Here is a 22547-nt window from a genome sequence, read left to right as displayed (position 1 = left end):
AGATCGGGCGGCTTTCGGGCCGCCCTTTTTCATTACGCAATCGCCTCTTGCGTGGCGGCCGATCTCAGGCTAACAATTTTCCCATGATCAAGTCCTTGAACATTGCTGTTTGGTGGTGGGCTCGCTGAGGCGGCCTCGACCAATCGTGTCCAAAGACGACGACGAGTGAGCCGCCCGAAACTTCGAGGCGGCTTTTTTATTTATCGCCGCCTGTCGTCCGGGCCCCGATAACGGAGTGGAACAATGGTAACGATCCTGCGGGATGATGGTGCGGAAATCTACGAGACCAAGGGCGGCATATCGGTCACGCGACAGCGGCGGGCAATCCCCTACGGCGATGCGGTCTCTTCCTATATCGACAAGCTCGACGAGCGCCGCGGCGCGGTGTTCTCGTCGAACTACGAATATCCGGGACGTTATACGCGCTGGGATACTGCCGTCGTCGATCCGCCGCTCGGCATCTCTTCCTTCGGGCGGGAGGTCTGGATCGAAGCCTACAACGAACGCGGCGAAGTGCTTCTCGGCTTCGTGACCGAGCGGCTGAAGACTGTGTCCGACCTCGTGCTCGGCGCTTCCTCCGCCCGGCGTCTCGACCTCTCGGTCAAGACGCCGGACCGGGTATTCACCGAGGAAGAGCGCTCGAAGATGCCGACGGTCTTCACTGTGCTGCGCGCTGTGACCGATCTGTTCTATTCGCAGGCGGATGCGAGCCTCGGGCTCTACGGCGCCTTCGGCTACGACATCGCCTTCCAGTTCGACGCGGTCGATCTGAAGCTGACGCGGCCCTCCGACCAGCGCGACATGGTGCTCTACCTGCCCGACGAGATCCTCGTTGTCGACAATTACGCCGCCAAAGCCTGGATCGACCGTTACGATTTCGAGAAAGGCGGCGTGTCGACCGAGGGTAAGGCCGGCGATATCGCGCCCGAACCCTTCCAGCACACGGATTCCATCCCGCCGAAGAGCGATCATCGGCCGGGTGAATATGCCGAGCTCGTCACCAAGGCGAAGGAGAGTTTCCGCAAGGGCGACCTCTTCGAAGTCGTTCCCGGACAGAAATTCATGGAGCGTTGCGAAAGCAAGCCTTCCGACATTTCCAAGCGGCTGAAGGCGATCAATCCGTCGCCCTATTCCTTCTTCATCAATCTCGGCCATCAGGAATATCTGGTCGGCGCCTCACCTGAGATGTTCGTGCGCGTTTCCGGCCGCCGGATCGAGACCTGCCCGATCTCGGGCACGATCAAGCGCGGTGACGACCCGATCGCCGACAGCGAGCAGATCCTGAAGCTTCTGAATTCGAAGAAGGACGAATCCGAGCTGACCATGTGCTCCGACGTCGACCGCAACGACAAGAGCCGCGTGTGCGAGCCCGGCTCGGTCAAGGTGATCGGCCGCCGGCAGATCGAGATGTATTCGCGCCTCATCCACACGGTCGATCATATCGAGGGACGGCTGCGCGACGACATGGACGCCTTCGACGGTTTTCTCAGCCACGCCTGGGCTGTCACCGTCACCGGCGCCCCGAAGCTCTGGGCGATGCGCTTCATCGAGAGCCGTGAAAAGAGCCCGCGCGCATGGTATGGTGGGGCGATCGGCATGGTCGGCTTCAACGGCGACATGAACACCGGCCTGACGCTGCGCACCGTGCGCATCAAGGACGGTATCGCCGAGGTGCGCGCCGGTGCGACGCTGCTCAACGATTCCATTCCTGAGGAAGAAGAAGCCGAAACAGAATTGAAGGCCTCTGCCATGCTTTCCGCCATCCGCGACGCCAAGACCGGCAATTCCGGCAAGACCCAGCGCGACGTCGCAAGCGTCGGCAAGGGCGTCAGCATCCTGCTCGTCGACCATGAGGACAGCTTCGTCCATACGCTTGCCAATTATTTCCGCCAGACGGGGGCGACCGTTTCGACGGTGCGCACGCCGGTGCCGGAGGAAATATTCGACCGGCTGAACCCGGACCTCGTCGTGCTGTCGCCGGGCCCCGGAACGCCCAAGGATTTCGACTGCAAGGCGACGATCAAGAAGGCGCGGGCGCGCAACCTGCCGATCTTCGGCGTCTGCCTCGGGCTGCAGGCGCTCGCTGAAGCCTATGGCGGGGAACTGCGCCATCTGGCGCTGCCGATGCACGGCAAGCCCTCGCGCATCCGCGTGCTCGAGCCGGGCATCGTTTTCTCCGGCCTTTCCAAGGAAGTGACGGTCGGCCGCTACCACTCGATCTTTGCCGATCCCTCGACGCTGCCGCGCGAGTTCATCATCACGGCGGAAAGCGAGGACGGCACGATCATGGGCATCGAACACGCCAAGGAGCCGATCGCCGCAGTGCAGTTCCATCCGGAATCGATCATGACGCTCGGCGGCGACGCCGGGATGCGGATGATCGAAAACGTCGTGGCGCATCTGGCGCGCAAGGTGAAGACGAAGGCCGCCTGAGCCTAATTCCCTCGCCCTTCCTGTATTTGCGGGAAGGGCGAGCTTCCACCGAAGAGTTCGGTTGACTTTCTCACGCAAATCAGAACATTTCAGGAACGATCAACCGGAACCCGTTGCCGTGGCCAGTGAAAAATTCATCGTTCTCCCTTACCGCAAGAACCGCGGCAACCTCGTACCCGGCGAAATGCGCCAGGCATCGAACTCCGTCAGCGCGGAAAAGATCGCTTCGGCGATGGCGGAGCGTTTCGTCGGCGTGGCGGCCTATGCCGTAATTGTCGACGAGGAAACCGGCGACATGTCCTCGCCGCGGCTGCTCGCGCGATATGGCGAGATTGCCGATCTCAACGCCGCCTGAAGCATCGTTCTGCCATGGAGACGTCGCTTTACCTGCCCGTCAAAGCTTTCCTGGAGGCGGCTGGTTATGTCGTGAAGGGCGAGGTCGGAAAGTGCGATCTCGTTGGCTTGAGTGATGGCGAGCCGCCGGTCGTGGTGGTCTGCGAACTGAAACTCTCCTTCAACCTCGAACTGCTTCTGCAGGCGGTCGACCGCGCGGCGATGAGCGATGAAGTCTGGATCGCGGCGCGTGTTTCCGCCAAGGGCCGCGGGCGGGAGGCCGACAGGCGTTACCGCGACCTCTGCCGGCGGCTCGGTATCGGCATGCTCGGCGTCTCCGATGGCGGCGAGGTCAGCATTATCGTCAGTTCCATTTCACCGATGCCGCGGACCAACCCAAAGCGGCGCTCGCGCCTCGTCAGCGAGCACCAGCGCCGCCGTGGCGATCCTGCCGTCGGCGGCGGTTCGCGAGCACCGATCATGACCGCTTATCGCCAGCAGGCACTGCTCTGCGCCTCGGCACTCGAACGAGGTCTGGTACGACCGCGGGAGATGAAGGCGCTTGCGGCGAATGCCGGGCCGATTCTGCGCGACAACGTCTACGGATGGTTCGAGCGTATAGAGAAGGGTATCTACGCCCTGACGCCCGCAGGGCAGGCCGCGCTCTTGCGCTGGCCGCAACCTGTCCTTTCCGACGCGGCCCCTTGAACCGCCCGGCACCCGCCATCGGAGGTTACGCAGCCCTCAATGGGGGAGGCCCCGCCTGTGAACGCCGTTTCATTCCCTTTGACAAATCCTCCTTCATCGCCCATATCACCCCTCAATCTGAACCGCCTTCGCGATCGTCGCGTGGGCGGTTTTGCGTTTCAACGGCTTAAGAGCTGCAATTCATTCGCAACCGCAGGGGGACGATATGAGTGACAACGGCGACCTTACGGTTCGGACGCTGGCGATGTGGGGGATTCCGCTGTCGCTTGGCGTCATGGGCCTGAAGATGGTGGCCTGGTGGGTCACCGGGTCGGTGGCGCTGCTGTCGGACGGCCTCGAATCGACGGTCAACGTCGTTGCCGCCTTCATCGCCTTTTTCGTCATTCGCTATGCGCAGAAGCCGGCCGATCACGACCATCCCTTCGGCCATCACAAGGCTGAGTATCTGTCGGCGGTGACCGAGGGCGTGCTGATTGTCGTCGCCGCGCTTCTGATCGTCAACGAGGCGGTTGGTTACCTCGCCGCGCCGCGCATGCTCGACGCACCTGTGCTTGGCCTTGCGATCAATTTCGCGGCCGGTGTCATCAATGCGGTCTGGGCGCGGCTGTTGATCAGGACCGGGCGCAAGTATCGCTCGGCGGCGCTTGCCGCAGACGGGCAGCATATCATGTCGGATGTGGTGACCTCCATCGGCGTGCTCGCCGGCCTGCTGCTGGCGCTGGCGACCGGCTATGCGATCTTCGATCCGGTGCTTGCCATCCTCGTTGCCGTCAACATCATCTATCAGGGCTGGAAGGTGATCTCGCAATCGATCGGCGGGCTGATGGACCAAGCCGTCGAACCGCGCGAGGAGGAAGCGATCAAGCAGGCGATCGCCACTCATGCGGCAGGCTCGATCGGCGTGCACGACCTGAAGACCAGGCGGGCCGGCGCCGTCACCTTCATCGATTTTCACATGGTGGTGCCCGGCACTATGTCGGTGCGCCAGGCGCATGATATATGCGACCGCCTTGAGGATGCCATCAGTGCGGTGCACGAGGGCGCCAAAATTGCCATTCACGTGGAGCCGGAGGGCGAAAAGGCCCATGGCATCCGCGTCAAAGTCGTCAAGGAGGCATGATGCCGAATACCGATACCTCCAGCCTGTCGATGCTGGGCCAGCAAACCGAAACCGCGCAGTCGCCGGAGGCGGCGGTACTTGAAAAAGTGCCGTCCAACCATGCCGGCACCGATTACGTGGTGCGCTTCACCGCGCCAGAATTCACCTCGCTCTGCCCGATGACCGGCCAGCCGGATTTCGCCCATATCGTCATCGACTACATTCCCGGCGAATGGCTGGTGGAATCGAAGTCGCTGAAGCTCTTCCTGCATTCCTTCCGCAATCACGGCGCTTTTCATGAGGATTGCTCGATCTACATTGCCAAGCGCATCGTCGAGCTGCTCGATCCCAGGTGGTTGAGGATCGGCGCCTACTGGTATCCGCGCGGCGGCATTCCGATCGACGTGTTCTGGCAGACGGGCACGCCACCGGAAGGCGTGTGGCTGCCGGAGCAGGGCGTCGCCGCCTATCGCGGGCGTGGGTGAGCCGCGGTCGGGCGCAGCCCGAGCAATCGATCCAGTGAATCGATTGCAGCGGCGAACGCCCTGAGTTTAAACGAAGGGCCGGTATACGGTGCGGCAATCTAAAACCAACTGCCGCCCATTTCTGCTCGTTAAACCTCAAACATCCGTAACGTCGCCACCGGATGAGTCGTCGGTGTAATCATCGCCGTCGTCGTAATCGGCCTGCTGCACATTGGCATTGTCGTTGTCATCGACAGCGTTGTCGGAGGCCTGGCTTTTGTCGTCATTGCCATAATAGTTGTTGATGACGGTTTCCTCGGTGGGCGCGCTGGCATTGCCGAAGGGGTTTGCGCCGAAGGGCGAGCCCCAGCCGAGCGAGGACATGTGATTGCCGAAGATGCCGCTCAGTGAATTGGCAAGCAGCATGCCGCCGGCAACGCCCGCTGCCGTGCCGAGCGCGCCGCGCAGGAAGCCGCCGCCGGCCGAAGGCGCAGAGGCTTGCTGGGTCCAGGGGCCGGTCGGCTGCTGCTGCGGCTGGCGGGCATCGCGGTCGTAGCCGCGGGGTTCGTCATAGGCGCGGGATTGCTGGCCCCAGGGACCGGAAGCGCCGGGGCTGGACGGGATGGGTGCCGGCTGCTGCGTCTGGGTGTTGCCGAAGATCGAGCTCAGGAAGCCGCCGCCCTGTTCGGCCTGGCGGTGATCGTTCGCGCCGGCTTCCAGCTGGCGGACATGCTCCTCGAGCTCCTTGATATGGTTGGCCGCCGCCTCCAGTCCCTTTTCCTGAACGATGACGGCCTGAGCGAGATAATAGGTGGCCGAGGGCTGCTCGCGCGTCGCCTGGTCGATCAGGGCTTCGGCGTCGCGGTCGCGCGGCTGTGCGGCTGCGGTGCGTACACGATCGAAGAGGGCAGTCAGCAGTTGGCGTTCTTCGGGTGACATGTCCTGTCTCCTGTTGCTCCAGAGCGCTCCCGTGTCCGACCGGACGCGTTAAGAATGCTCGATGTTTCGGTGCAGCTTTCGCTGCGTGAGGTTGAGGTAGGAACCGATTTAGGCTTTTCAAAGCCTTTGCCCGTTACAATTCGGTAAGGCTTGCAGAACAGCGCGCGGCTTCTTAAGGATATCTCCATCGCTTCGGTGCCTTGTGTTTTTCCCACATTGTTTTAGGCATTGAGTCGCACTATGTGCGGGGAAGCCGAATTCATCTCCAAGAGGTTCGAATGAACGACGAAGACCAGGACGACAAGACGAAGGAACTGCCGCTCGGCAAGGAAACGGAGGCGAATCTTTTCAAGTCGCGTTCGATCTTCATCTACGGACCGATCAATCAGGAATTGGCGCAGAAGGTCTGCTCGCAGCTCGTGGCGCTTGCCGCAGCCAGTGACGAGGACATCCGCATCTATGTCAACTCGCCCGGCGGCCACGTCGAATCCGGCGATTCCATTCATGACATGATCAAGTTCATCAAGCCGAAGGTCTGGATGATCGGCACCGGCTGGGTCGCCTCCGCCGGCGCGCTAATCTATGTCGCCACTCCTAAGGAGCGGCGCCTGTGCCTGCCGAATACCCGCTTCCTGCTGCATCAGCCCTCTGGCGGCACGCGCGGCATGGCATCCGATATCGAGATCCAGGCGCGCGAGATCATCAAGATGAACGACCGCCTGAACAAGATCATGGCTGAGGCCACCGGTCAGCCGCTCGACAAGATCGCCAGGGATACCGATCGCGACTACTGGCTTTCGGCCGAAGAAGCGAAGGACTATGGCCTCGTCTCGCGGATCGTGACGTCGCAGGCAGATATCTGAGTTCTCTAATTCAAAGCTGCTAAGAACCCGCCCTTGCCTGCAGATCGCAGGTAAGGGCGGTTTGCTTTCAGAAGTGCTTGAGCTTGTATAGCGCTCCTGCCGGCGAGGACTGAACGGAAAGGCTTGAATCAGGACTTGCGCCTGCGACAACCATCATGCTCCATGCGCCGTTCTCACAGTCCAAGAGTTCCGCCATGCTCAAAGATTTTTCCGTCCAGGCCCTGTTCATGGGGCTGCTGACCGCCTTCGTCGGTTCGGCCAGCTCGTTTGCCGTCGTGCTGCACGGGCTCGAAGCGGTCGGTGCGACGGATGCGCAAGCGGCTTCGGGGCTGATGGCATTGTCGATCTCCATGGGTGTCTGCGCAATCGTGCTCTGTGCCGTGACGCGATTGCCGATCAGTATTGCCTGGTCGACGCCGGGCGCGGCGCTGCTGGCAAGCACCGGGGCGATCGAGGGCGGCTTCAATGCGGCGGTCGGCGCATTTCTGATCTGTGCTGCGTTGATTGTCGTCGCCGGACTTTTCAAGCCGCTCGGCCGGGCGGTTGCCGCCATTCCCGCGCCGCTCGCCAATGCGATGCTATCAGGCGTGCTGATCGGCCTCTGCTTCGCGCCGGTGAAGGCGATCGGCTTCAACCCGCTTCTCGGCCTGCCGATCGTCATCGCCTGGATCGTCGTCGGCGCCTTCAAGCGGCTCTGGGCGGTACCGGCAGCGCTCGCAGCCTTCGTGCTGGTGCTGGTCTTTGGCGTCGATATTCCCGACGGTGCACTGAGTTCGCTCGAACGGTCGCTGGTGCCGACGGCGGAGATCGTCTGGCCGGTGTTCAATCTTGCCGGCCTTGTCTCGATCGCGCTGCCGCTGTTCATCGTCACCATGGCCTCGCAGAATATTCCAGGTATCGCGGTGCTGAAGGTCAATCACTACGATCCGAAACCCGGCCCGCTCTTTGCCGTTACCGGTTTCTTCTCGCTGCTGTCGGCGCCGTTCGGCGGCCACGCCGTCAATCTGGCCGCAATCACCGCGGCGATGTGTGCTGGACAGGATGCCCATGCCGATCCGAAGAGGCGCTATTGGGCAGCGCTGATCGCCGGCGTTGGTTATATCATCCTCGGGCTGCTCGCCGGGGCGGTGACGGCCTTCGTGGCGCTCGCACCCCCCGTCCTGATCCAGGCGGTGGCGGGATTGGCGCTGGTCGGCGCCTTCTCCTCCTCGGCAATGTCGGCGTTTCAGGCCCCCGAGTCGCGCGAGGCGGCGGCGATCACCTTTCTCGTCACCGCCTCAGGCGTTTCCTTCGGCGGCATTTCCGGCGCTTTCTGGGGCTTGATCGCGGGCGGGTTGATGCTGGCGCTGGCGAAGCTGGTGAGTGTTTGGAAAGATCGAAGCCAGCCGCGATAGCGGAATGTCGTTGCGCCATCGGCCGCCAAAAGCCTGGCAAGGGCTTGCCAGTTCCACCGCCCGAGGTTATAAGCGCGGCCATGAAGACCACTGGCGCCAGAATTTCCGACACGATTGCACGCGGCCGCATCGCCCTGCGTGACAATACGCGCGCCCTGACCTCGCTTCTTCTCCTCGGCCTTACGCGCGGTTGCCGGGTCCTTTGAGGAGCGCCCGGCGGCCGAAAGCCCGCCCGGCCATCGCTCCTCGCGACTCACTTTCAAAATTGACCTATTGACCGACAAAGGTCCGCATTTGTTTATCGCCAAGCCCGATACGATCGGCTAAGAGCGGGCAAATGCCGGGACGAGGAGACGATACGATGGACGCGAAGACGCAATCCTCACGGAAGACTGCCCCGACAAAAGGCATGCCCGACGCTGCGGTGAAATACCGGGCGTATCCGCAGGTGAACATTCCCGACCGCACCTGGCCGACGAAGACCATCACCAAGGCGCCGGTCTGGTGCTCGGTCGACCTGCGCGACGGCAACCAGGCGCTGGTCGACCCGATGGGTCACGATCGCAAGGCGCGCATGTTCCAGCTGCTGCTGGAGATGGGCTTCAAGGAAATCGAGATCGGTTTCCCTTCGGCCTCGCAGACCGATTTCGATTTCGCCCGCTGGTGCGTCGAAGAGAGCAACGTGCCCGCCGACGTCTCCCTGCAGGTGTTGGTGCAGTGCCGCCCGGAACTCATCACCCGCACCTTCGAGGCGCTGGAAGGCGCAAACCGGCCGATCGTGCATTTCTATAACTCGACCAGCGAGCTGCAGCGCCGCGTCGTCTTCGCCAAGGATGTGCAGGGGATCAAGCAGATCGCCGTCGATGCCGCCAAGATGATCACCGACATGGCCGCCAAGGCAGGCGGCGGCTATCGTTTCGAATATTCGCCCGAGAGCTTCACCGGCACCGAGCTCGAGGTGGCTTTGGAAATCTGCAATGCCGTCATAGAGGTCGTCAAGCCGACGCCTGATAACAAGCTGATCATCAACCTGCCGTCCACCGTCGAGATGGCAACGCCGAACGTCTATGCCGACCAGATCGAATGGATGTGCCGCAATCTCGATAATCGCGACAACCTGATCGTTTCGCTGCATCCGCATAACGACCGCGGCACAGGGATCGCCGCTGCCGAATTGGCCTTGCTGGCAGGCGCCGACCGCGTCGAAGGCACGCTCTTCGGCAATGGCGAGCGTACCGGCAATGTCGATATGGTGACGATGGCGCTGAACATGTTCACGCAAGGCGTCGATCCCGAGATCGACTGCTCGAATATCGAGCGCATCAAGGAAGTGTTCGAATACTCGAACCAGATGGCGATTTCAGAGCGTCATCCTTACGTCGGCGAGCTGGTCTACACGGCCTTCTCAGGCTCGCATCAGGATGCGATCAACAAGGGCATGAAGGCGGCGCAGGTTGCCAACCATCCCGTCTGGGAAGTGCCCTACCTGCCGATCGATCCGCGTGATGTCGGCCGTTCCTACGAGGCGATCATCCGCATCAACTCGCAGTCCGGCAAGGGCGGCATCGCCTATATCCTGCAGCAGGATTACGGGCTCAACCTGCCGCGCAACCTGCAGGTGGAGTTCCGCGAGGATATCCAGCGCATTACCGACGTAGAGGGCAAGGAGCTTCCTTCAAAGCGGATCTACGACCGTTTCATCGAGCGCTACGTGACGCAGCCGAGCGCGCGCCTCAAATTCGTTGACCATCACACCTATCCGGACACCGAGCACAAGGGCCAGCGGATCGTGGCGGCTGAGATCACCGACAATGGCGAGATCAAGCGCATCGAAGGACGCGGCAACGGCCCGATCGACGGCTTCATCAATGCATTGTCGCATTATCTCGGTATCGAAATGTCGGTCGAGGATTATTCCGAACATTCGCTGCAACACGGCTCGAATGCGGCGGCGATCTCCTATGTCGAAACTTCCTATCCCAGCGGCAAGCTGTTCGGCGCCGGCGTCAATACCAACATCGTCGCGGCATCGCTGGAAGCGATCGTCTCGGCGGCCAACCGCGTGCTCGAGGTGAAGGCCGGCAAGGCCTGATCGAATAGGGTCAGAGCCGCGATCGTCTCGATACGGCGCGGCCTGGCAATTAGATTGACTTCGTTGCGTCTGCGTTGAGCGCACGCGAAAGCAATGAAAGGCGTGCCGTGCGGCCCCCTCATCCGCCTGCCGGCACCTTCTCCCCGCTGGGGAGAAGAGATATGCCGCAACGTCTCGCTTCCTCTTATCCGCAAGAGGGCGCCGAAGGACGGTAGGCCACCACTCGCTCCCTCTTCTCCCCAGCGGGGAGAAGGTGGCCCACAGGGTCGGATGAGGGGGCGGCTGGCGCTGATAGTCGATTTTGCCGTGGTGCCGCCTCAGCTCCGCTGGCGGTCATCAAATCGCGGTGGCGATCTTCATGGCGAGCTGGCCGAGCGTCGCTTCGGCGGAGGGGCCGGCAAGCACATAGGAGGTGCCGGCATTGTGCCAGGTCACGAGGCCGATCTCGTCCTTGATCGTTTCCTTGAAGTCGTCGGTCTCCGGCGGCTGCGCGTCCTTGCGGAAGCAGATGGAGATTACGTCGCCATCGGCGTTGGAATAGACGAGCTGGCCGACAGGGCGATTGTCGCCGAGGATGACGCGCGCGCCCTGGAAGGTCCAAGTTTCGGCGCTGAGATCAGGCACGCGGAAGGGCACGCCGATCGCGGTCGTCAGCCAGCTGGAGATTTCCTCGGCCTGCGAGGCGGGTACTTCGACGAGATGACGAGGCTGGCGGATCAGCAGCCGCTGATAGGCTGTGACGTCGCCCAGCCAGTCGCTGGTATTGGCCGGTGCGGTGGCGGAGGTCGTGGTGGCTATTTCGTCGGCATCCGGGGCGGTGCCGACGAAATAGCCGATACCGCAACCGACGGCGAAGAGGATGAGAGCGGCGGCCAGCGCTTGCGGGCCGCTCGGCGCCAGTTTCACATGCGGGCGCGTCGCGCGCTGGGCGATCGGCGTTTTCGGCGGCTGCGTGCTTTTGATCGCGCGGACGAGGGCGAGCGGCACGGGCTCCTTCAGGATATCGTCGAAGCGGTGGCGGCCGAAATCGGCGCCGTGGCGCAGCTTCTCGTGCAGCCGGCGCGTGCTCTCGTCGGTTGCCAGGCGCTGCTCCAGTTCGTGGCGCTGTTCGGGCGAGACCTCGCCATCGAGAAGGGCGGTGAGCTGGGCTTCGAGCGGCAATTTCCTGAGATCGAGCAAATTCAGTACCTGTGGATCGGGTGGGTGCCGGCAAGCCGGGCAAAATGCAGCCTTGCGGTCGCAAGCTGGGAGACGACATTTGCCACCGGCGTGCCCATGATGTCGGCCGCCTGCTGGTAGCTGTGGCCTTCGACATCGACGAGCAGGAACATGCTGGAAAGTCCGTCCGGCATATCGGCGATCATGTGATGGATGCCGTCGGGATCGGCTGCAGCCGAGCGTTCGCGCGCGGCCTCGCGTATATCGGTAACGTTGCCGCGGACGGACGCCTTCGGCTTTCGCTTGCGGCTGTCGTCGGTCCATTGCTGGCGGGCAAGCGTGTAGATCCAGCTTTCCAGCCGGCCTTCACCGCTCCATTGATGACCCTTGGCGATGGCGCGCTGACAGACGGCCTGAACGAGTTCGTCGGCCACGGCAGCCTCACCCGCGAGCGTGATCGCGAAGCGGCGAAGGCGGGGCAGAAGGCCGACGAGATCACGCCGGAGATCGATGGTCGTTGCGGGTTGACGCATTGTCTATCCAAGAAGCATTCACAATGGTTTCGCGGACGAAGGGTTCGCCGTCGAACGCGAAGCCGGCCTTATCGACGCCGACGATGCCTGTGCTTTATGAAACAAGTCTGCTGCACTTCGCAAGCATCCGGTCGTCTTCATCCCCTTTTCTCAAGGGATTTTCGTATTGTTGCCCGCAAACCTTGCGTCAATATGTCTTGTAGCCGTTCAAGCTTTGCAGCAGAGCCCGATAGGCCCATGTGCCTTCGCCGCCGCGATCGCGGATTTCGACAAGCTGGACGCGGGCTCCCTGGATGTCTCCCTGTTCCACCAGCGCCATGCCCATGTAAGAGCGGGCTAGGATGTAGTTCTCATCCGCCTGCAGCGCCTTACGATAGTAGGACATGCCGAGCTCCATGCGACCGGCCTTGCGGTTGGCGTAGCCGAGATAGTTCAGGATGCGCGGGTCGTTCTGATTGCGGGCGAGATTGAGCACGGTGATGGCATTGTCATACTGATCGGCGTAGGCAAACTCGCGGGCGAACTTATAGAGATCGTCGTCGTTGAAGCTGCTCTTCTTCGGATTGACGCATTCCTTCTTGGTCTTGTCCCAGACCTTGCCGCCGGTGCAGGTCTTGGTCGTCTGGGTCTTCGGCGGCGGGTTGGTGTCATCGTTATTGTCGCCGACCGCGAAAGCAGCCGTGGCGATGCCGAAGGCAAAGCCGGCGGCGAGCGAAATTCTAGACAGGTGACGGAAAGAAGACGTCATTGGCGGGCTCCGTTCTTGGGCGATGCAATCGCCTGGATTGTACGCCTACCGTTCAAAATACCAAGAGGATAAGCGGCCGCCATGGTGATTGTTGCGACGATGGCCAGACGTCCTCTCAGATCGGTTCAAGTGCTGGATAAAAGGAGTCCGGAACCGGCGCTAACGCGCGAAAATATCGGTGCTTTCCGGCGTCACTGCGTCGCCGGACCTGTTGACGCTGAAGCGCTCGCCGCTGAGCTCCCAGGCGCCCGGAGAACCGTCGATGGAGAAGAGATTATAGGCGGCGGGCGGCTTGATGCTGCCCGGTCCCTGCGAGGCCGACGCAATGCCGACCACCGGCACCGGCTGCACCTGGCCGCGCAGCCAGTGCAGCGTGTTCAGGTGCGTATGCCCGTGCAGCACGAGTTCGGCACCACCGGTCGAAATCACTGCGGCGAAGCGGCGGATGCCGATCATGCGCTTGTGGAAGGCGGTGGCGCCGCGGATCGGCGGATGATGGATCATGACAACGCGAAAGAGACCGGCTTCCCCGGCCGCTCGCAGCATGTTGACGGTGTCGCGCGCCTGGCGCGCGCCGAAAAAGCCGGAGGCGGCAAAGGGAGGGGTGGCGACCGCCGTTGAGCAGCCGACGATCGCAACCTTGTCGCGGATGCGCAGATAAGGGAAAATATGGCGATCCTCCTGCCATTGCGGCGGAGAGAGATCGCCGCGGACATAATCGTACCAGGCGCGCATCGACTTTTCGTAGGCGCCGGGAACATAGGCGTCGTGATTGCCGGGGACGACCGATGTGGCGGCGGGATCGCCGAGTTCGCGCAGCCAGGCTGCGGCAGCGCGGATCTCGATGCCGCTCGCCAGATTGACGAGATCGCCGGTGACGGCCAGGTGATCGGCCTGATGGGCACGGATGTCGTCGAGCAGCAGATCCAGCGTGCTGCCGAAAAGGTGCTTGCGTCGGTTTCGATGCCAGTTCACAAAGCCGGTTATGCGTTTTGAAAACAGCTCTTGAATGGAAAGACGGGGCAACGGCCCAAGGTGGACGTCGGAAATATGCGCGAGCTTAAACATGCTACGAGACATAGACCAGCTTATTGACAAATCAAACACATCCGGCGCGATGAAGAGCTGAAACGGAGCGATGGTGGATAAAGAGAAGCGGCCCCCTCACATCAGGCTGGCCTTGCGCCTGCTGCATGTCTATTTCTCCTTCGCCCGGGGCATGACGATGGGTGTCAGGGCCGCGTGCTTCGATTCGGGCGGTCGGATTTTCCTGGTGCGCCACAGCTATATCGGCGGTTGGCATATGCCGGGCGGCGGACTGGAGCGCAATGAGACGGTCGAAGAAGCGCTGGCGAAAGAGTTGCGCGAGGAGGGCAACCTGAGGATTATCGGCAAGCCGCAGCTGGTGCAGGTCTATTTCAACACCACGAACACCCGCCGGGATCATGTCGTGTTCTACCGGGCGAGCGTCGAGCAGACGGCGCCGCGCCCACCGGACTGGGAGATCTCCGATAGCGGCTTCTTTCCGCTCGACAGTCTGCCCGAGGGCACGACCGAGGCGACGCATCGCCGCCTCGCCGAGCTTCGCGGCGAGCAGGAGCACGACCACCGCTGGTGAGAGTGTTCAGGTGGCGGTACGTAGCAATTCGAAGTGCTAAGGCGCGTCGCGATCTTTCAGATTCGCTCCTCGCGCTTTAGCTCTTTGTTTTTGCGCATGTCGTTGACGCAAAACCGCTGCACACTTTTGCGCGACATGCTTTAGAGCGTCCTTTACGCGTCTGAAAAGACGCGGGGCGCAGTCGCGCGGCCACGCGGGCTGTCGAGATCAAGCGCGGGGCCGACGGGAACGATGCCGGTCGGGTTGATCGTCTTGTGGCTGCGGTAATAGTGTTCTTTGATGTGCTTCAGGTTCACCGTTTCGGCAATGCCGGTCGTCTGGTAGAGATCACTGAGGTAGCCGGACAGGTTGCGGTAATCGGCGATGCGGCGGATGTTGCACTTGAAATGGCCGACATAGACGGGATCGAAGCGCACCAGCGTGGTGAAGAGGCGCCAGTCTGCCTCGGTCAGCCTGTCGCCGAAGAGGTAACGGCTCCTGCCCAGGCGCTCGTCGAGCATGTCGAGCGTCTCGAACAACTTGCCGACATTTTCCTCATAGGCTTCCTGGGTGGTGGCAAAGCCCGCCTTGTAGACGCCATTGTTGACCGCGTCGTAGACGGTGGCGTTCAGCGCATCGATTTCGGCGCGAAGGTCGTCCGGATAGAAATCGGCCTTCGAGCCAGTCAGTCCGTCGAAGGCACTGTTGAACATGCGGATGATCTCGGCCGATTCGTTGTTGACGATCGTGGCGGTGGTCTTGTCCCAGAGCACGGGAACGGTGACGCGGCCGGAATAGTGGGGATCGGCCTTGCGGTAGATCTGCCAGAGGGTGTCGGCGCCGAAGAGCTGGTCGCCGGTGGCGCCGTCGCCGACCTTGAATTCCCAGCCGTTCTCGACCATCAGCGGATCGACGACGGAGACCGAAATCAGCTCCTCCAGCTTCTTCAGCTTGCGGAAGATCAGCGTGCGGTGCGCCCAGGGACAGGCAAGCGAGACATAAAGATGGTAACGCCCGGCTTCGGCTTTGAAGCCGCCGCTGCCGGAAGGGCCGGCCTCACCGTCCGATGTCACCCAGTTGCGGAACTGCGAGGGCTGCCGCTTGAATTGGCCCTTGCTTTCCTTGGTGTCGTACCAAACGTCATGCCAGACGCCGTCCACCAGCATTCCCATGATCTTCATTTCCTTTGGTTGCGTGTCGGGGCCGAAGTTAGCTGAGATAGCGGGGCTTTGCAGGCGGTAAAGGTTGAACAGTGTGTCACGCGGTTTGGCACTGCATCGTTCCGAGCGTTGTAGCCTGCATTTTGCGTTGGACGGCGGAAATTTTTCCTGCTATCGGCCACGTCACGATTTTGGGATCTCTGCCTGATGTTCATTTCCAGAAACCCGCGACGACGCTGATGCTCCCGAACGCCCAAGGCGTGTTCGAGACCCATTAATCTGTCAATCCGGTTTCTGTCATCATGTACAAGCACGATCTCGTCTACCTCACCGAAGACGCGTCCCATGACGCCGCCATCGAACACATCAACGAAGAAGCTTTCGGTCCGGGCCGCTTCACGCGTGCTGCCGCGCGCATTCGCGAGCAGGGGCCGCATGATCTGTCGCTCTCCTTCATCTGCACCGACAACGGCGAGACGATCGCCTCGGTGCGCATGACGCCGGTGCTGGCCGGCACGGTGAAGGGCCATCTTCTCGGCCCGCTCGCCGTCCGGCCCTCCCATAAGAACCAGGGCATCGGCCGGGAACTGGTGCGGATCGCGGTGGAGGCGGCAAGACGCAAGGGCTCGGAAGCCGTGATCCTCGTCGGCGATCCGCCCTATTACGGCCCGCTCGGCTTCGAGAAGGTCGCCTACAACGCGCTTTCCTTCCCGGGACCTGTTGATCCCGGCCGCGTACTCGTCGTTCCGATCGCCGAGGGCGTGCACGAACGGCTGAAGGGCATCATCGCCTGGCACGGTTGATTAGAGGCTTTTGCGGAGAAAGCTGCGTGTGCGACCTTGCGGGAAATCCTCAAGCTCGCCGAAGACTTCATAACCCTGACGCAGATAGGCGCGCAAAGCCTGCGGGCTGAAGGTGTCGATCCAGGCACCGCGGCAGCCGCGCGCCTTGGCCTCTTCTTCCGCCTTTGCGAGGATTTTGCCGGCGAGACTGGTGCCGCGCAGCGTATCCGGAATATAGAGCATCTGGGTGAAGAGCCAGCCCCAAGCGGTGAAGCCAGACAGGCCACCGGTCACCTTGCCGTCGGTGTCGCGGATGAGAACGGTGAGCGGCCGACGATCGGAGGGGCCGACATCGCTGGCGTTGAAGGCTAAGAGCGCATCGGTGATCGCAGCCAGTTCCTCCGGCGAGGGTGAAGCGGTCAGCTCGAATTCCGGCATGCGATCATCGCCCTTCACGCCACCACATGGTTCCGAAGGCGAGCAGCAGAATGCCGACGCCGGCAAAACCGGCAAAGAGCGGCAGCGTGTTGATGCCCTTCAAGACTGTTTCGCTGGTCATGCGGATCATCATGCGATCGTTGTCGGCGACGCGAACCTGGCCGCGCACCGGCAGGATCGGCGGGATAGTGATTCTGCCATTTTCGTTGGAGACGCGGGTGACGAGACCCTTGCTTCTGTCGGCGACCGGCTTCAGCACATCGGTCGTCGAGATCATCGCCTTGAATTCAGGCGCGTCGACGGCGCCGATATGGACGAGCGTCGACAGCTTGCCGTTGCGGATTTCGAAGAGGCCGATTTCGTCCATCCTCTTTTCGGCCTTGTAGAGCCCCGGTTCGGACTGGGTGAGCGGCAGGGTTTCAGTCTTGCCTGAGGGGTAACGTACGGTGGCGTTGCCCGGATTGTCGCCGATCGTCTGGCGGGTGACTTCCAGTGTCCGGCCGGAGGCGCGCGCCGTCAGCGCTTCTTCCTCGAGCGCCGGCTCCTTCATCAGCCAATGGGCAATCCGGCGATAGAGCGAAACGTTCGGACCGCCGCCTTCGAAGCCACGCGCCCAGAGCCAGCCCTGATCGGAAAGCAGCATGGCGACGCGACCCTGGCCGGCGCGGTTCAGCACCAGCAGCGGGTGGTTGTCGGCACCGAGCATGATCGTCTCGCCCTGCGGCCGGTCGACATCGACGCTACGGAACCAGCGGCCCCAATGCGGCGGTTCCTCGCCCGAGCCGTCCAGGCCGCGGGTGACTGGATGTTTGCGACCTTCCTCGGAGAGGCGGGGATAGAAGGCCTTCTCGATCATCTCTCCGGTGGGCGTTGCCGGCAGGACCGAGGAAAGGGGCGTCAGGGCGATGGAATCCGGGCCGGCATGCTCGGGACCGGCCGCGATCAGCAGCGCGCCGCCGTTTTCGACATATTGCGCGATGTAATCGTAGTAGAGCAGCGGCAGCACGCCACGGTGCTGGTAGCGATCGAAGATGATCAGGTCGAAATCCTTGATCTTGTCGACGAAGAGCTCGCGCGTCGGGAAGGCGATCAGCGACAGCTCGTTGATCGGCGTGCCGTCCTGCTTTTCCGGCGGGCGCAGAATGGTGAAATGGACGAGGTCGACGGAGGCATCGGATTTCAGCAGGTTGCGCCAGGCGCGCTCGCCGGCATGCGGCTCGCCGGAAACGAGAAGGACGCGGAGATTCTGGCGGATACCGTCGATTACATGAACGGCGCGGTTGTTGGCGATGGTGACCTCGCCGGGGAGCGCTGCAACGGCGAATTCAAGCACGTTGCTGCCGCCGGCCGGCACCTTGAAGGAGAACGGCGTATCCTGGCCGGGCGTCGCCTGCAGGTTGGCGATCTCGTCACCATTCAGCTTCACCGTGACATTGGCCGTGCCACCGGGGCTCGGGCCGTCGTCGAAGACGCGCAGAACGACCTGCTGCTCCTCGTTGACGATGCCGAAGCGCGGCCCCTTGATGACTTCGATACGGCGATCGAATTCGTTGGCCTTGCCAGTCACGAGACCATGGATCGGTGCATCGAAACCGAGCGCCTGATTGGCGGCCGGAACGTCGTGGACTTCACCGTCGCTCAGCATGATGGCGCCGCCAATGCGGGCAGGCGGGACATCGGCAATGTTGGCCGACAGCGCGTCGAACAAGCGCGTCGACGGCACGTCGGAATTAGGGTCGCCTTCGACGTCGACGAAGCGCGGCTCTATCTGGGGAAAGCGGGCGAGCTGCCCCTTCAAGGCCGCAAGCGCATCGTCGGTCATCTTGACGCGATCGGGTGTCTGCTGGCTCTGGCTTCGATCAATGAGAACCGGGACGATCGTCGACAACTGATCCCTGTCCTCCTGCAGCAGCACAGGATTGGCAAGGGCTGCCAGCATGGCGAGGGCTGCCAGCGTTCTGATCCAGGCGCCGCGAATGCCGCGCCAGATCGCGAAGGCGGCGATAATGGCGCTGACGGCGGCCAGCGCGGCCAGAACCGGCCAGGGCAAGAAGGGCGAAAAGTCGAAGGTCATCTCATTGTCCTAACCGTTCGAGAAGGTCGGGAACATGGACCTGGTCGGTCTTGTAGTTGCCGGTCAGCATGTACATCATGATGTTGACGCCGGCACGGTAGGCATATTCACGCTGCGCTTCATCGGAGGGCACGGTCGGCAGGATCGGTATGCCGTTGTCGTCGATTGCCCAGGCGCCGGCGAAATCATTGCCGGTGATCAGGATCGGCGAAACGCCGTCGGCCGTCGCCGCCGATTTTTCACTCGGCTCGCGACCGCCCTGCCGGGCCTCGATCCAAAGGGGGCTGCCGGTGTAGCGCCCGGGAAAGCTCGACAGAAGATAGAAGGATTTCGTCAGCACGTGATCGGAGGGCACCGGTTCCAGCGGCGGAATGTCGAGATTGGCGAGGATTGCCTGCAGCCTCTGGCCGTTGGCGCTGACATTGCCGCCATTGTCCAATGCGCTGATCTGATCGCGCGTATCGAAAAGCACAGTGCCGCCATTGCGCATATAGGCGTCGATCCGGCTGATCGCTGCCGTCGACGGCACCGGCGCCGTTGCCGAAACCGGCCAGTAGATGATCGGATAGAAGGCGAGCTCGTCTTTGGTGAGGTCGATGCCCACGGGCGGCGCCGGCTCCAGCGTCGTGCGGAAAGTCAGGAACTGGGTGAGGCCCTCGAGACCGCGCTCGGATATATCGTCCACCTCCTGTTCGCCGGTGACGACATAGGCGAGGTGCGTGTTGTCGAGCCTCTGCAGGATGAGGTCGTCGCCGGGCTGGGAGTCGTTGGCATGAAGCGTGCCGGGTTGCATGAGAAAGCCGGCACTGAGCGCAATGGCGATCATCGCCGCTGTGCGGGTAGCCGGGCGTAGTCGCGAGAAGGCGCCATTCATGAACAGGACGACCAGGCTATCGGCCAGCAGCAGCAGAAAGGCTGCGAGAAAAAGCGCGGGCTTTGCCGACCAGCTTTCGCCGCCGATCAGCCCCTCGCGCACGGCATTGGTCCCTGTTGTGTCGAGCGGCGTCAGTTCGGCGTTCTCAGGCAGGACGTTCAGCGAGGTGAAACCATCTTCCGAACCGTAGAGCCCGGGCGGATTGTCGAAATTCGCCGTCGGTTCGGCTCCGGCCTGTGGAATGAGCGGCCGCGCCGAACCCGTCTCGGAGACGAGTGTGCCCTTGGCCGTCAGCATACGGAATGGCGGTAGGGTTTCAGCGACACGCGCATTGCCGCGCGCCTCCGACGTCACGCCGCCCGAGCGCGATATCTGCAGGAGGTGGCGCAGCATGTCGACGAAAGTGCCTGAGATCGGCAGATCGGACCAAGTCGCTTCCGCAGTGACATGGAACAGGACGATCTGGCCGGAGGCGAGCTGCTTCATCGTGACGAGTGGTGTGCCGTCAGCCAAGCTCGCCCAGGTGCGTTCGGCAAGATCAGGCGTCGGTTCGGCAAGAACCTGCCGCTTGACGACGACATCGGTGGGACGCGCTATGCCGGCGAAGGGCCCGAAACTCGGAAATTCGGCAAGTGACTGCGGCTCGCTCCAGGACAATGTGCCGCCCAGCGCCCGCTCTCCCTGGCGCAGGATGACAGGGATCAGTGGATCGTCCGCAGGGGCTGCGGCCATGCGCGGGCCGGCGAAACGCAAGAGCATGCCGCCATTCGAAATCCAACGCGTCAGAGGTTCGTAGGTGTCCTCGGGCAGCCGGCCGATATCGGCCATGATGATGATGGAGGGGTTGCTGGCGAGAAGTTTCGGAATGGCGATCGAAAGATCGGAATCGGCCGGTTGGATCAGATCCGCGTAAGGCTGCAGCGCCCGCTGGATATAATAGAGCGGCGAGAGCAGCGGTTGAAATTCATCCCCACCTCCACCGGACAGCAAAACGACGCGGCGGCGCTTGAATGCGTCGTCGAGAAGGTGGACGGCGCCGGCTGTCGCAGCGTTATCGACACTGACGCGGGCGAAATCGTTGCGCATCTCGAAGGGTGCGGTGATCGAACTCGTCGCGATACTCTGGCCTGGGGCGAAATCCACCCTGCCGTTGGCGATCGAGCGGCCTTGGGTATCGACGGCGTTCAGTGCCACGGATGCGGCGTGCGAACTGTTGAGCCGTGTGACCTTGACGGTCATGGCATCGGCGGCATTGTTGGCCGCGGTGATGGCGACCGTCCGTTCGGCATCACCCTCGATCAGGCGGAGATCGGCGGGCTGGAGTTCGGCGAGCCTGCGCACTGTCGCGTCGTCGGTCTTGGCGGCGGCGCCGTCGGCCAGGAAGGCGAGGGTGCCAGGCTTTATGCCGTTCAGCGCGGCGCGCAGCGCCTGGAAGGCGCGCTCGCGGTCCGGCACCAGCGGCCGCGGCTCGGCGGCGCGCAGCTTGTCGCGGGCGGCAGCGGCACTACCTGGAACGGCGTTGTTGGTCGGATCGGCGGTGAAGGCGATCGACACAGGTGTGCCGGCGGATTCGGCGTCGTCTATCAGCGCGTCGGCCGTCTGGATGCGGCGCTGCCAGTCGGGCGCTGCCGCCCAGCTGTTGTCGACGAAGAGGACGAGCGGGCCACCGGATGCGAGCGAACTGGTGCGCGGATTGAAAACCGGATCGGCGATCGCAAGGATGATGGTGGCGGCGAGCAGCATGCGCAGCAGCGTCAGCCACCACGGGCTCTGCGCCGGCGTCTCCTCGCGCTTCAACACAGAGGCGAGGATCTTGAGCGGAGGGAAGACCTCGGTCTTCGGACGTGGGGGCGTCAGCCGCAGCAGCCACCAGATGACGGGGAGGGCGACGAGCGCGCCGAGAATGGCGGGAAAGGCGAAAGCGAAGGGAAGGGCGGTCATAGCTGCCCTCCATGCGTTGCCTTGGCCGGCATGCCGGACAGATACATGTGCACAGCAACCAGCGCCTCCGACGCCAGATGATCGGTGCGGTGGGTCGCAAAGGTCCAGCCGAGATGGCGCAGCGACTGGCCGAGGCTGTCCCTGCGGGCGAGGTAGGCGTTGCGATAGGCATCGCGGATGTGTTCGGCGCGGCCGGAAATCAGCTTGGCGCCGCTCTCCGGGTCGGTGAATTCGGTGCGGCCGCTATAAGGGAATATCTCTTCGGCGGGATCCGCTATCTCGACCACGTGGCCGCGCAGGCCGCGGCGGGCAAGGGGGCCGAGGCGCTCCATGATCGCCGGCGCATCATCGAGGAAATCGCCGATGAGGACGAGGTCGCTCCAGCCGCGGATCATCGCCGTTTCCGGCAAGCCGCCGGTCAGCGGCGTATGCATGAGCGCAGCCGCAAGGCGCTCGGCGGCGTTGCGGGCGGAGGCGGGTTCCATGATGCCGGGGCAGCCGATGCGCTCGCCGGAGCGGGCAAGGATTTCAGCCAGCGCCAGCATGACGACCAGCGCGCGGCTTTCCTTTGAGACGCTGCCATAGCTCGACTTGTACATCATCGAGGGCGACATGTCGCACCAGAGCCAGATCGTGTGGGCCGCTTCCCATTCGCGCTCGCGCACATAAGTATGGTCGTCGCGGGCGGAGCGGCGCCAATCGATGCGCGACAGACTTTCGCCCTCGGTGTAAGGACGGAACTGCCAGAAATTCTCGCCGATGCCGCGCTTGCGGCGGCCATGCCAGCCGGCGATCACTGTGTTGGCGATGCGCTTGGCTTCCACCAGGCAGTCCGGCACCAGGGCGGCCCGCTGCCTGGCGCGGGAAAGGGCATCGCTGCCGGGTGTCGGGTTGACGATCTGTCCGATAGATGCCAC

At 62.7% G+C, this 22547-nt stretch carries 21 protein-coding genes; 11 read left to right on the top strand and 10 right to left on the bottom strand.

The features are described from left to right. Nucleotides 1–243: 243 nt before the first annotated feature. The 5 genes from GR197_RS22710 to queF all read left to right on the top strand — a co-directional run bounded on the left by GR197_RS22710 (nt 244) and on the right by queF (nt 5058). Nucleotides 244–2433 (top strand): anthranilate synthase, encoded by a 2190-nt coding sequence (locus GR197_RS22710; protein WP_164013645.1) that lies wholly within the window; start codon nt 244–246, stop codon nt 2431–2433. A 118-nt stretch (nt 2434–2551) separates the two neighbouring features. Further along, nucleotides 2552–2788, top strand: coding sequence for a hypothetical protein (locus GR197_RS22705; RefSeq protein ID WP_037078786.1), 237 nt, complete (start codon nt 2552–2554; stop codon nt 2786–2788). A gap of 14 nt (nt 2789–2802) precedes the next feature. Then, a complete protein-coding gene (locus tag GR197_RS22700; RefSeq protein WP_164013643.1) occupies nt 2803–3474 on the top strand; it encodes a DUF2161 domain-containing phosphodiesterase in 672 nt (223 codons plus the stop codon). Between the two features lie 205 nt (nt 3475–3679). Further along, the gene (emfA, locus tag GR197_RS22695; RefSeq protein WP_164013641.1) at nt 3680–4594 is read left to right on the top strand and encodes a CDF family cation efflux transporter EmfA; all 915 of its coding nucleotides are present in this window, start codon (nt 3680–3682) and stop codon (nt 4592–4594) included. Beyond that, a complete protein-coding gene (gene queF, locus GR197_RS22690; protein ID WP_164013639.1) occupies nt 4594–5058 on the top strand; it encodes a preQ(1) synthase in 465 nt (154 codons plus the stop codon). The genes emfA and queF overlap by 1 nt, the downstream gene beginning before the upstream one ends. Nucleotides 5059–5193: 135 nt before the next feature. On the opposite strand, the gene GR197_RS22685 is transcribed toward queF, so the two are convergent. Continuing rightward, nucleotides 5194–5976, bottom strand: a complete 783-nt coding sequence (locus GR197_RS22685) for a DUF2076 domain-containing protein (RefSeq protein ID WP_164013637.1) — start codon at nt 5974–5976, stop codon at nt 5194–5196. A 278-nt stretch (nt 5977–6254) separates the two neighbouring features. On the opposite strand from GR197_RS22685, the gene GR197_RS22680 reads away from it, so the two are divergent. The 4 genes from GR197_RS22680 (at nt 6255) to leuA (ending at nt 10325) form a co-directional block, all read left to right on the top strand. Then, nucleotides 6255–6839 carry an ATP-dependent Clp protease proteolytic subunit gene (locus tag GR197_RS22680; protein ID WP_164013635.1) on the top strand — a complete coding sequence of 195 codons (585 nt, stop codon included), beginning with the start codon at nt 6255–6257 and terminating at the stop codon, nt 6837–6839. A gap of 194 nt (nt 6840–7033) precedes the next feature. Further along, entirely contained in the window at nt 7034–8233 is a 1200-nt protein-coding gene (locus GR197_RS22675; protein ID WP_164013633.1) for a benzoate/H(+) symporter BenE family transporter, read from the top strand. Nucleotides 8234–8313: 80 nt separating this feature from the next. Beyond that, nucleotides 8314–8439, top strand: coding sequence for a hypothetical protein (locus GR197_RS32675; protein WP_281409533.1), 126 nt, complete (start codon nt 8314–8316; stop codon nt 8437–8439). A gap of 155 nt (nt 8440–8594) precedes the next feature. Further along, nucleotides 8595–10325: a 2-isopropylmalate synthase gene (gene leuA, locus GR197_RS22670; protein ID WP_164013631.1), complete on the top strand. Its 1731-nt coding sequence runs from the start codon at nt 8595–8597 to the stop codon at nt 10323–10325. 336 nt (nt 10326–10661) lie between these two features. Here leuA and GR197_RS22665 read toward each other — a convergent pair whose 3' ends face one another. The 4 genes from GR197_RS22665 to GR197_RS22650 form a co-directional block, all read right to left on the bottom strand. Next, on the bottom strand, nt 10662–11504 hold the full coding sequence (locus tag GR197_RS22665; protein ID WP_164013629.1) for an anti-sigma factor family protein: 843 nt from the start codon (nt 11502–11504) through the stop codon (nt 10662–10664). Between the two features lie 2 nt (nt 11505–11506). Next, nucleotides 11507–12016, bottom strand: coding sequence for an RNA polymerase sigma factor (locus GR197_RS22660; protein ID WP_164013627.1), 510 nt, complete (start codon nt 12014–12016; stop codon nt 11507–11509). A gap of 187 nt (nt 12017–12203) precedes the next feature. Further along, a complete protein-coding gene (locus GR197_RS22655; protein ID WP_164013625.1) occupies nt 12204–12764 on the bottom strand; it encodes a tetratricopeptide repeat protein in 561 nt (186 codons plus the stop codon). A 159-nt stretch (nt 12765–12923) separates the two neighbouring features. Beyond that, a complete protein-coding gene (locus GR197_RS22650) occupies nt 12924–13832 on the bottom strand; it encodes a metallophosphoesterase family protein (RefSeq protein WP_164013623.1) in 909 nt (302 codons plus the stop codon). Between the two features lie 70 nt (nt 13833–13902). Between GR197_RS22650 and GR197_RS22645 the strand changes: the two genes are divergently transcribed. Next, complete coding sequence (locus GR197_RS22645; protein WP_164013621.1) at nt 13903–14382, top strand: NUDIX domain-containing protein; 480 nt, start codon at nt 13903–13905, stop codon at nt 14380–14382. A 152-nt stretch (nt 14383–14534) separates the two neighbouring features. Here the strand turns inward: GR197_RS22645 and GR197_RS22640 are convergent, their stop codons facing one another. Further along, nucleotides 14535–15533: a glutathione S-transferase family protein gene (locus GR197_RS22640; RefSeq protein WP_164013619.1), complete on the bottom strand. Its 999-nt coding sequence runs from the start codon at nt 15531–15533 to the stop codon at nt 14535–14537. A gap of 290 nt (nt 15534–15823) precedes the next feature. Between GR197_RS22640 and GR197_RS22635 the strand changes: the two genes are divergently transcribed. Beyond that, nucleotides 15824–16324 carry a GNAT family N-acetyltransferase gene (locus GR197_RS22635; protein WP_246724657.1) on the top strand — a complete coding sequence of 167 codons (501 nt, stop codon included), beginning with the start codon at nt 15824–15826 and terminating at the stop codon, nt 16322–16324. Here GR197_RS22635 and GR197_RS22630 read toward each other — a convergent pair whose 3' ends face one another. The 4 genes from GR197_RS22630 to GR197_RS22615 are packed head-to-tail and all read right to left on the bottom strand — an operon-like array spanning nt 16325 to nt 22547. Beyond that, nucleotides 16325–16741: a GNAT family N-acetyltransferase gene (locus GR197_RS22630; RefSeq protein ID WP_164013617.1), complete on the bottom strand. Its 417-nt coding sequence runs from the start codon at nt 16739–16741 to the stop codon at nt 16325–16327. A gap of 4 nt (nt 16742–16745) precedes the next feature. Continuing rightward, complete coding sequence (locus GR197_RS22625; RefSeq protein WP_164013615.1) at nt 16746–18815, bottom strand: hypothetical protein; 2070 nt, start codon at nt 18813–18815, stop codon at nt 16746–16748. Between the two features lies 1 nt (nt 18816). Then, a complete protein-coding gene (locus tag GR197_RS22620; protein ID WP_164013613.1) occupies nt 18817–21630 on the bottom strand; it encodes a DUF4159 domain-containing protein in 2814 nt (937 codons plus the stop codon). Continuing rightward, on the bottom strand, nt 21627–22547 hold the full coding sequence (locus GR197_RS22615) for a DUF58 domain-containing protein (protein WP_164013611.1): 921 nt from the start codon (nt 22545–22547) through the stop codon (nt 21627–21629). The genes GR197_RS22620 and GR197_RS22615 overlap by 4 nt, the downstream gene beginning before the upstream one ends.

Source organism: Rhizobium phaseoli (assembly GCF_010668805.1).
Taxonomy (GTDB): Bacteria; Pseudomonadota; Alphaproteobacteria; order Rhizobiales; family Rhizobiaceae; genus Rhizobium; species Rhizobium phaseoli_A.
This window is presented reverse-complemented; position numbering and strand designations above follow the sequence as displayed.